At 48.6% G+C, this 10410-nt stretch carries 8 protein-coding genes; 4 read left to right on the top strand and 4 right to left on the bottom strand.

Going from position 1 to position 10410, the window contains the following annotated elements:
- On the top strand, nt 1-1125 hold a 1125-nt coding region (locus tag QUA40_RS17125; protein WP_333127866.1), incomplete at its 5' end, for a reverse transcriptase domain-containing protein.
- Between the two features lie 358 nt (nt 1126-1483).
- On the opposite strand, the gene QUA40_RS17130 is transcribed toward QUA40_RS17125, so the two are convergent.
- Both QUA40_RS17130 and QUA40_RS17135 read right to left on the bottom strand, forming a co-directional pair.
- Complete coding sequence (locus QUA40_RS17130) at nt 1484-2041, bottom strand: single-stranded DNA-binding protein (RefSeq protein WP_333127868.1); 558 nt, start codon at nt 2039-2041, stop codon at nt 1484-1486.
- A gap of 226 nt (nt 2042-2267) precedes the next feature.
- Nucleotides 2268-4811, bottom strand: coding sequence for a mannose-1-phosphate guanyltransferase (locus tag QUA40_RS17135; RefSeq protein ID WP_333127869.1), 2544 nt, complete (start codon nt 4809-4811; stop codon nt 2268-2270).
- 401 nt (nt 4812-5212) lie between these two features.
- On the opposite strand from QUA40_RS17135, the gene QUA40_RS17140 reads away from it, so the two are divergent.
- Nucleotides 5213-5410, top strand: coding sequence for a hypothetical protein (locus QUA40_RS17140; RefSeq protein WP_333030091.1), 198 nt, complete (start codon nt 5213-5215; stop codon nt 5408-5410).
- A 7-nt stretch (nt 5411-5417) separates the two neighbouring features.
- A complete protein-coding gene (locus QUA40_RS17145) occupies nt 5418-6155 on the top strand; it encodes a class I SAM-dependent methyltransferase (protein ID WP_333127871.1) in 738 nt (245 codons plus the stop codon).
- Nucleotides 6156-6403: 248 nt separating this feature from the next.
- Here the strand turns inward: QUA40_RS17145 and QUA40_RS17150 are convergent, their stop codons facing one another.
- Together QUA40_RS17150 and QUA40_RS17155 are read right to left on the bottom strand one after the other, a co-directional pair.
- On the bottom strand, nt 6404-8074 hold the full coding sequence (locus QUA40_RS17150; RefSeq protein WP_333127873.1) for a hypothetical protein: 1671 nt from the start codon (nt 8072-8074) through the stop codon (nt 6404-6406).
- Nucleotides 8075-8582: 508 nt separating this feature from the next.
- Nucleotides 8583-9062 (bottom strand): NUDIX domain-containing protein, encoded by a 480-nt coding sequence (locus tag QUA40_RS17155; protein WP_333127874.1) that lies wholly within the window; start codon nt 9060-9062, stop codon nt 8583-8585.
- Between the two features lie 152 nt (nt 9063-9214).
- Here QUA40_RS17155 and QUA40_RS17160 point away from each other — a divergent pair, with 152 nt between their 5' ends.
- Nucleotides 9215-9916 carry an alpha/beta fold hydrolase gene (locus tag QUA40_RS17160; protein WP_333127876.1) on the top strand — a complete coding sequence of 234 codons (702 nt, stop codon included), beginning with the start codon at nt 9215-9217 and terminating at the stop codon, nt 9914-9916.
- The last annotated feature ends 494 nt before the right edge of the window (nt 9917-10410 follow it).

Here is a 10410-nt window from a genome sequence, read left to right on the forward strand (position 1 = left end):
TACGGATTTAGAACAGGACGGTCGGCGCACGACGCACAAAAAATTCTGTTCAACAATCTACGCTCCTTCTGCAATGGAATAGAAAAACGGGTTATCCAACTCGATATCGAAAAATGCTTTGACAGGATAAGCCACACCAGCATAATGGAACGACTCATTGCTCCAAAAGGCATCAAGACCGGAATATTCCGCTGTCTAAAATCAGGAGTCAATCCAGAATTTCCCGAACAAGGAACTCCGCAAGGAGGCGTGGTCAGTCCATTACTAGCCAATATCGCTCTCAATGGGATTGAGGAAATACATCAATTAGTCCGTTACGCGGACGACATAGTAATAATTCTGAAGCCTAAAGATGACGCAGAGGCAATACTTGATAAAGTCAGCGAATTTCTGGCAGAACGAGGGATGAAGGTTAGTGAAAAGAAAACTAAGCTAACTGCTACGACAGATGGATTTGACTTCCTCGGTTGGCATTTCAAAGTGCAGAACAACGGGATATTTAGATGCGTTCCATCAGTGGATAATTTTAAAGCATTCCGTCAGAAGGTAAAAGACATCGTTAACAACTCGAATTATGGTGCCACGGTCAAAGCTGAGAAATTAGCCCCTGTGGTTAGAGGTTGGAGAAATTACCACCGATACTGTAAATTGTATGGGTCACGGCTTTCGCTAAGCTCCATCCGAAATAGAGCCTTCAAAGTATTCAACAAGGAAACAAAACAGAATCGCTATACTGTCAAGAAATTGATAGCAAAAGCGTTCCCGGCGGTTCCTTGCTCCGAAAACAAATTTATCAACGTCAAAAGGGAGAAATCGCCTTACGACGGAGATATAGCCTACTGGAGTGAACGTAACAGCAAGCTCTATAACGGCGAAACCTCTAAAGCTTTAAAACGGCAAAACCATAAATGTGGAAAATGTGGTCTAAAAATGCTAGGCGATGAAAAGGTACATCTACATCATGTAGACGGAAACCATAGTAATTGGAAAATAAATAACCTTCTAGCGGTTCACGAAAGCTGCCACGATTATATCCACATGAGCAAAGGCGCAAGCCAAGAACATCGGGAGCCGGATGCGGGGAAACCAGCACGTCCGGATCTAACTGAGAGGTACGAAGGATAATACCTTCTATCGACTCAACCAAGGCGAACTTAGCGCTTATCTGGCAACAGATGGCAATATAACGAAAAGCATTGATTTAGGCGAAGTTAAGCATAAGAGCAGCAGCTTTAAGCTGCCAATTCCGCTGGGGACGGATACATCACCCTACAATACCGTCGTGCTGCGCGACGAAAAAAGCAAGAAAAAAGTTGTGACGATCAAGCTGTAAAATTTGCAATTTAGCTCGTAGTTCAGCCAAATTTGTTAGCGCAGCCCTCGAAGAGGATCGCCCTTTTTTTCCTGAAGTGCGATCACTCTTAAATTAAGGTGCGTCACTTTCGATCGAACAGTCCAGTTGTAAAGTGATGCACCCTAATTTTTAAAATGGAATCGGATCGTAATCTGGATTGTCAGCTTCGTTAGAGGAACCCGACTGGCGATCGGACTCAGAATTTGACGACTGATGCGAGTTCCAATCCGAACTAGACGTGCGGTTAGCACCGCCTGGAGCGCTGTTAGGACTGCGGCCTCGCGAACTCATAGGAACCACGTTGCTCGGCACATTAGCCGGCGCGCTGTCGCGAATTTGAGCTGGTTCGGGGGCTGTTCTAGCTGGGGGAGCCGCACTCATTGCATCGGCACTGACACTGTAAATCCTTTGAGCTGTCAGTTCAGCGCGCTTTTCTTTAATACCATCTCTTTCGATCGTATTCATGCTCAGCCGCCCTTCAATAATCACGCGATCGCCCTCGTGATATTTCTCGTGAATTTCTTGAGCAAAATTTCCCCATCCTATCACTTTCAAATGTTCGGGCGGATCTTCAGGTTTTGGGCCGGGAAACTGCACCAGCATCTCAGCGATTTGAAGTTGATTGTCAGGAGTATAACGGAGTTGCGGTTGTTGAATTATTTCCGCCATCAAAATGCAGCTATTCATCTGTTATCTGTGAGTAATTGGGCATTGGGCATTGGGCATTGGGCATCGGGAATGGGGCATCGGGAATTGGGAATTGACCAAACAGGGAATTCGGGATTGGGAATTGGGCATGAACTTTCCAGTAAAAAGGTAAAACTTAAAATAACGCATTTTATTTTTTTACTTTTGCATTACCAATTCCCCATTGCCAATGCCCAATTCCCAATTCCCCATTCCCGATTCCCGATTACACGTTACCAAATTTATCTTGGCGAACCGCCGCCTCAGCTTGACTGACAAAATCGTGAACGAGGGTGCGGTACTCCTTCAAAGTTTCAGATACCCAATCTCGATCTTCGCTGTTGGCGAAGATATGAACGGTCGGTTCGCTCGCATCGGGCAAAACTAATACCCAATTGTCGTCGCTGTAGTTAAAAATCTTCACTCCATCTATTAATTCTAAACGATCGGGCGAATGAGTTTCTACTAAATGTCGCATCAGCGAACCTTTGATAGTCCAAGGACAGCGGACGCTGTAACTGCGGTGGGTGACGCGGGGAAGTTCGGCCTTGATCTGTCCGAGCGATCGCTCCTGAATCGTCATCATTTCTATCACTTTAGCAATGCAGAACATTCCGTCAAATCCGGGATGCAATTGCGGGAAAATAAAACCCATAAGACCGCTGCCGCCCAAAACCACATTCGGGTTCCTGTTAGCAGCTTCCATCAAAGCAGTTGGGTTCGCCTTCGTGCGGATTACCTTGCTTTGATAGCGGCGGGCGATCGCCTCCACCGCAGAAGACGCATGCACCGGCACTACTACTGTACCTTTGGGATGAGAAGTCAGCATCAAATTTACCATCAACGCCGTCAGCATTTCCCCGCGAATCGCTATCCCAGACTCATCTACCAAAATGAGTTGTTCGCCGTTGGCCGACACCTGCACGCCAAAATTAGCGCTAAGTGCTTTCACCACCCGGCCGAGTTGGTCAAGCAAATATTCCCGTTCCCCGTTGCTTAGAGAAGTCTGCTTGAGACTGGCATTGAGCACCACCGCATCGCAGCCGAACTTGGCGAGCATTTGCGGCAGAATTGCTCCGGAAACTGCGTAAACGTAATCGATTACGACCTTAGTATTGCTGTAGCGTATTGCCTCAACATTCATCTGCCGCTCAAAAATGCGGTTGTAAACGTCGAGTGCTTGGTTAAAGTACGACATCTCTCCAATTTCCGGAATTAGAGCCCGCCGCAAATCTTCCTTAAAATAAGCCCCCTCGATTTTTTTCTCAGCCCCTTTAGTAATATTGATGCCTTTGATATCGAAGAATTCAATTAAAATGTGGTCCGAGCGATCGGGCGAAATGCGAACGTGAATGCCGCCAGCAATCGACAGCGTAGACGAAACCGTGCGCGCGATCGGAATAGCCGTCGATTCCAAATTGACCACATTAATTCCCACCGACATCAAACCCGCAATCAAAGACCTCGAAACCATCCGCGAAATGCTCCGCTGGTCGCGAGAAACCGATACCGAAGTCCCGGGTTTCAAAGTCGAGCCGTAAGCCGCGCCCAATTTCACCGCGAATTCCGGGGTAATATCCACATTTGCCAGTCCTTGAACGCCGCGCTGACCGAACAAATTCCGTTTAGCTTGTTCTCCCCAGATTAAATTTTGATTTAACAGAGCGCCGGATTCAATATTTTTGCTCGGCCAGACGCGGACGCTTGGCCCCACTTGCGCTTCTTCTCCGACGATCGACATGGAACCGACGATCGCACCTTCCAAGACATGAGCGCGCCTGTCTACGCGAGTGCTCCGGCAAATCACGCAGGCCCTAAGGTGAGCATCTTCGCCGACAATTGCTCCGTTCCAGACGATGGGACGTTTGAGGTTGGCATCGGCCCCGACTGTCACGTTATCTCCGAGCACCGTACCGGCATCGATTTTAACTCGGGCTCCTATCCGACAATTGTTGCCGATCATCGCCGGTACTTCAATGATCGCGCTATCGTCAATAAAAGTATTCTGACCTACCCAAAGTCCCGCTTGAACTTGGTTGTAGTAGGTCAAATCCAGTTTGACCTTTCCCCGCAGCGCGTCGTACTGAGCTTCCCGGTAAACATCTAACTGGCCGACATCGCACCAGTAACCCTCGGCGATGTAACCGTACATCGGCTCGTTTTTTTCCAGCAGCAAGGGAAACAAGTCATTTGAGAAGTCGCACTCTTTATTTGCAGGCAGGTAGTCCAATACTTCCGGTTCTAAAATGTAGGTGCCGGTATTGACGGTATCGGAGAAAATTTCGCTGCTAGAAGGCTTTTCCAGAAAGCGGCTGATGCGGAAATTTTCCTCGGTAATCACGACCCCGAATTCCATCGGGTTGGGAACGCGAGTTAAAATTAACGTGGCTTTGGATTGCTTGCTGCGGTGAAATTTGATCGCTGCTGTTAAGTCGAAGTCTGTGATGCTGTCGCCGCTGATGACCAGAAAAGTTTGATCGAGCAATTCAGCAATATTTTTGACGCAACCAGCCGTACCCAGCGGTTGGTCTTCCTCCACAGCGTAAGTCATTTGAACGCCAAACTCTGCCCCGTCAGTAAAATATTCGCGCATGACATCAGGAAGGTAGTGCAGCGTCGCAATAATTTCCGTAATCTGATGCCTTTTTAGCAAATTAATAATGTGTTCTGCGATCGGGCGATTGAGAATCGGCACCATCGGTTTGGGCAAATCGCACGTCAGGGGTCTGAGCCTCGTTCCCGACCCCCCAGCCATCAGCACTGCACGCATAAAATCCTCCTTGCTTAGAAACCTCTCTACCGTCATTGTCGGCTAGAAAAAGTTTGCCTGCTATCAGAATCATCGACTTTTGCCAGAACTCCCTTCTTGCTTGCTCCCTAAAAGCTATATTCCTGGCTGTTATAGCAACCGCGATCGACGCTACAGACGTTCTTAATTGCTGAAACCCTTGCTGAATATTGCTTCTTCCTTTTTCCTCCTTCCTACTTCCTTCTTCTTTTTTCCTTCTGCTATATTTTTCAGTTGGCAGCCAGCGAGGATTTTGAAGTCTCTTTCTGAAGGTGGAATTGCTACAGGTATCGGTGCGCTTTGGCGTCTAATAAATGATAGATTAAGGATAGCGCTTTGACTAGCTGACCCAAAATCCTATCCATTGCTTAGGGGTTTTTTAAATGAGTACGTTAATTAGCTTGGCATTGCTGATCGCTTACGGTGGCGGTATTTGGAAATTTTGGAATGGTTTCGATCGCACTAACTTCGACAGAAGTTTTGCAAATCGCCTGAAGCTGTCCTTGCTCTGGCCCGCGTTAATTTTTAATAAGCCTTACCGCCAAAACTTTACAAAAGCTCTCAAAGCCTCTAAAAGGTAATTCAAGAATGTCTAAAAAGTCGGATCGCCCAGTCGCGGGCCCGGAGCAGACTTGGTTTGCTAAAGGAAAATCAGATAGCTGGCAAGTTTTACTGTCGCAAGTTGCTTCTCGGTTCGATCGCGAATACCGAGGAGAAGCTTTCGCCTTACCCGAAGAAGTCGAAGCAATGCCGATTTTCCTAGAATCAGTTGCAGGAACTCTCCAAGCAAAAACAGTTTCTCCCTTCTGGAAAATTGCCAAACCTCAAAAAAATCAGCGCTGTTTAGACATTGGCTGCGGAGTCAGCTTTCTCATCTACCCTTGGCGGGATTGGGAAGCATATTTTTACGGTCAAGAAATCAGCAGCGCAGCGCGAGATGCCTTAAACGCTCGCGGCCCTCAGCTCAATTCTAAGCTGTTCAAAGGCGTAGAATGGGCCCCCGCTCACCAGTTAAATTATGAAGAGGATCAGTTCGATTTATGCCTCGCTACAGGCTTTAGCTGTTACTATCCCATAGACTATTGGAGTATTGTCATGGGAGAAGTCAAGCGGGTACTAAAACCGGGCGGTCATTTTGTTTTTGATGTCCTCAACCCTAATGCTCCTTTAGCAGAAGATTGGGCAATTTTGGAAACTTATCGAGCCGGAGAAGTATTTTTAGAGACAATAGAAGATTGGGAAAAAATGATTAAAGCTGCAGGCGCTAAGGTAGTAAAAAAGCAAAGCGGCGACTTATTCCAAATGTATAAAGTTCAATACAATTGAGAGCTTAAGGGGAATAGGTAATTAGCTTTGTAGTCAAAACTTCAATCGTCCCAAGCCGGGTCGGGCGGACAAAAAACAACTTCATTCTTAGTGGAAAAATTAGGGTCGCGTCAGCAAGTAGAAATTTGTTTGAGAAGCAACAAATATTAAAGCTGACGAACCCTACTAACTACTAACTCACAATAGTGAAGCAAGCAGATTGCATATTACCAATTACTGATTCCCCATTGCCCATTAGCGATTCCCAATTAATTTTCGGTACCGGCCGGAGATGGCGCAACTTCCGGCGACGGCGACGGCGACACTTCGGTGGCGGGAGATGGCGCAGCTTCCGGCGACGGCGACGGCGACACTTCGGCGGCCGGAGAAGGCGCAGCTTCCGGCTGCGGGGACTCTTCGGCGGGCTGCGGTTGAGGAGAAGGCGACTGTTCCGCGGCTGGTTTCGGTTGAGACGAGGGCGACGGTTGAGCCGCAGGCTTGGGTGCGGGCGGCGACGGTTGAGCCGCAGGCTTGGGTGCGGGCGGCGACGGTTGGGCCCCTGGCTGCGGTTTGTTTGAGGGGGCCGGCGGCTTCTCAAACTGCGGTTTCACTTCAACAGGCCCTGGGGAGGGCGGCTGGCCTGTTGGTCTGGGCGCTGTGGGGGCTACCGCTGGCGGCTGCTGGCCTGGTGGGTTGGGCCTGGTTGGGGCGGTGGATGGGGTGACAGGAATGCCGCTGCAAACTTTTTCGTCGTATTTAAACGGGACAGCCAGTTGGTAAAGCTTGTGCGTACTGGCGGCAGAAAATGTTAGAGAAGGGCTAATAATCGCAATTTTAGCCGCATTATCGAGAATACCGTAACCCGTGGGGACGATCGGCTGAGGCTCGGCCTTGAGCAAGCCTTGAGGGCTGACAACTGCTCCGAAAACTGCTACTCCTTCGAGTTTTTGCGAGCAAGCTGCTAGGGGATAAGGGATATTCACAGGAGTCGGCCCGGTCATTTCCAAGTCAGGATAAGCCTTTTTGAATCTGTCAAACAAAGCAACATACGTAGTTGCAGCCGCAAGCTGTGTCTCTCTGTCGGTGGATAAGTTGGAACCCGGTTGTCCAGACTGTCCTAGCTGTCGCTGTCCCTCTTCAAATTGTTGCCTCCTGATTCTTTCTTCGGGAGTTTCTGCGATGAGATTCCTTTTATTCGGATCTTTTTGAGTCAATTTTGGTACTCCATCGGGTCCCACATTCCTGCCAATTGGGAATTCGGGGGTGAAGACTGGAGCTCCGTCTGGAAATAGTGGGAGTCCGCCTCTACTGGCTATGAGCTTTTTGAGCGTCTCTGCTTCATCTTCCGAGGCGCCACCGGGAAGCTGGGGCACTTCTGTCAGGGATGGCGGCGGCGGGATATTGCGATCGAAATTACTCGGCAAGGGCGGGAAAATCAAACCGCTGGGAGGTACTGGCGGGATGAAAGTGGGTGTTGTCTGGGAGGGGGCTCTGAATGTTGGGGATGGAGTTTTCGGAGGTGGCGGGGCTATTGGGGCCGTGAAGGGCGGGAGAGGGGAAGGAGGGAGAGGGGAAAAGAATCCAGGAGGGGGCATTCCCGGCGGTAGGGCGGGCAAGTTGATAGCTGGAGGTGCGGGGGGCAAGGGCGGGGCTAACTTGGGCGAGGCGGGCAAGGGAACTGGTGCAATCAAAAACGGCTTATTGGACGGGCGCGGTGGTATGGTTTGTGGCAGGCGGCCGGCTTCTGCGGGAGTTAGTTCTACCAAGCTGACAGAACCGGGGATATTTTTTGAGGAATTTCCACCATAAAATATGCTTGAGAGCGTCGGGGCGGTTGCTCCGAAGACTCCGTGAAGGCCGACAGAAGCTAAGGCTGCCCACCAATAAGGCTGGCGCAGCGGTTCGGAAAGGGTGTTGGCTAGGGAGGAAGAGTCAGTCATTTAAATTTTAGATTTTAGATTTTAGATTTTAGATTGGGGGATTGGGAGATTGTTAGATTTAGATTGGGGGATTGGGGGATTGGGGGATGGGTAATTTATATTGTTGTGGTTGTGATTGAGTGTGAATTCGTTTTAATGAGGAGAGGTTGGGAATTCAAAGGTATAATTTTAGCACGGTCGGTATCAAAATTGCCCGATCGACCTTGATGAAAATTCATGGGCCCGAAACTGAACCAAATATATTAAACACGATCGACAAGTTCGATCGATCGGCGTTTCCAATTCGGTTACGCCATCAAAAAACTGATCGAGTGGCTGTCAGCCCAGCCCGCAGCCCCTCGGTAGCCCCGCCCCAAAATGAGTACAAGCCCGCGACACTAGCGTCAGGGTCGATTCTAAAAATTGTAAATTAAAGTTCCTGCTCCCTGATTCACTGCGCTGCAAGTAAATCTAAAATCGTAAGGGCGATCGCACTCACGCCGAAGTCTAAAATCTCAAATCGACAGATTCACCAGCGATAGCGGTAATTTTTAAAAGGAGCTCCCTCGATGGTGAGCAAGTCGATCGGATAAATAGGAGCGCCACTTGCCATATATTGAAACATTTCCCGAACTTCCTCTCCCCGTAGAGACAACTGGTCTAATTCCTTGAGAGAATACCAGCCAGCGCACAAAGTATGCTCATCCGGCTTGCTCTTGGGCGGCGTCTTATCTTCTGGACGAGCCACAAAAATGACTCGGAGGCGCACATTGCCCCTAGGCATCACTGTGTGCTCTACCCTGAGAATTCCCTCAACGATGACGGGAATGCCCGCTTCCTCGATGGTATTCCGCATAGCAGCCTCCAGCAAAGTCTCCCCTTTTTCCACTCGCCCTGCTGGGAGATACCACTGCTGCTCGTGCTTGCGCTCTTGTACCAGTAGAAAACGGTCTTCTAAGTGAACGACAACTAGGGTAAAATACCATGTTTGAATCGGCTCGCGAGCCATAGCAGTAGATATTCCCTAAGCAAAAGGTTTAACGAGCGGCAGATATTAGCAATCCAAAAGATGCTTCAGCAAGCGTCTTTGAACTTGAAAAACAGATCGTAACACTCCGGCCGCAAAATCTAAAATCTAAAATCTAAAATCTAAAATTGACAATGCCATTACCAACCGTGATTTTACCAGGATATTTTGCTGCTGCTTCCGACTATCGCCAATTAGAAAAATCTCTGGTGGATCGAGGTTTCCCAACAGTAACAGTGCCTCTGGGCAAGGGAGATTGGTTGCCGACTTTTGGCGGGCGGTCGATGGTGCCAATTTTGCGACAGCTCGATCGTACGGTCAAACAAATGTTACAGCAATACGGCGTTCCCCAGATCAATCTCGTCGGTCATTCCGCCGGCGGCTGGATTTCTCGCATCTATTTGGGCGAAAAGCCTTACACCATTCACGGCGACGTGCTTGAGGACGCGGGTTTATGGGAAGCTCACCCTTATGTGAATACTTTAATCACTTTAGGTACGCCGCACGTCTCTCAAGAGCGCTGGACGCGCAAAAATCTAGATTTTGTCAAAATTCACTATCCGGGGGCTTTTCACCCGCAGGTGCGCTATGTATGCGCTGCTGGGAAGGCTGTTTTTGGCAAGCGGGGTTTAGGGACTTGGCTGGCTTATAAAAGTTACGAGTTGACTGTGGGGAAGGGCGAAACTTGGGGAGATGGAATTACGCCGGTGGAAGCTGCTGTTTTGGACGGGGCCGAAAATTTGGTGTTGGAGGGAGTTTGGCATTCGCCTCGTTCTCCGGGGAAGTGGTACGGTTCGCCGGAGGTTTTGCCGGCTTGGATTGGGTATTTGTGTTAGAAAGGAACCGCGAAGACGCGTTCGGCGAAGCCGTTCCCGTAGGGTAGGACGCGAAGGAAGAAGGAGAAGGTTTAAGGGGCGGATTTAGTTAGAATTTGATATTAGGATCGAGTTTAGTGCGGCAAAACTCGCCCTAGCGATGCTATGTTGGCTGAAATTTTTATCGCTAACTGAATAGATTGAAAAAATATTTTATGTGGCATTATCGGTAAGATTCAGAAGTCACCGCGAATGACAAAATCAAATTATACCATTTTCCTACAATCCTGCAACAGATATGGCTTCTAAAATGAATTGCCATCAAGTCAAAGAAGCAATAGACTTCTTGCAAAAGTCCTTTTAAGCAAATTTTCGGACGGGCTCTCCGGTCCATCTATTTTTGCAAGAGGTCTAGTAAAAAAATATAAGAAATTTATTTTTTGGTGTAGTGATGAAACTCCGTTAGGACTCCCGAAAATTGCTCTACGAAAGCTGAAATTACGGGGTGTAAAGCC

This window comes from Microcoleus sp. Pol11C3 (assembly GCF_036701485.1).
In the GTDB taxonomy this organism is placed as follows: Bacteria; Cyanobacteriota; Cyanobacteriia; order Cyanobacteriales; family Microcoleaceae; genus Microcoleus.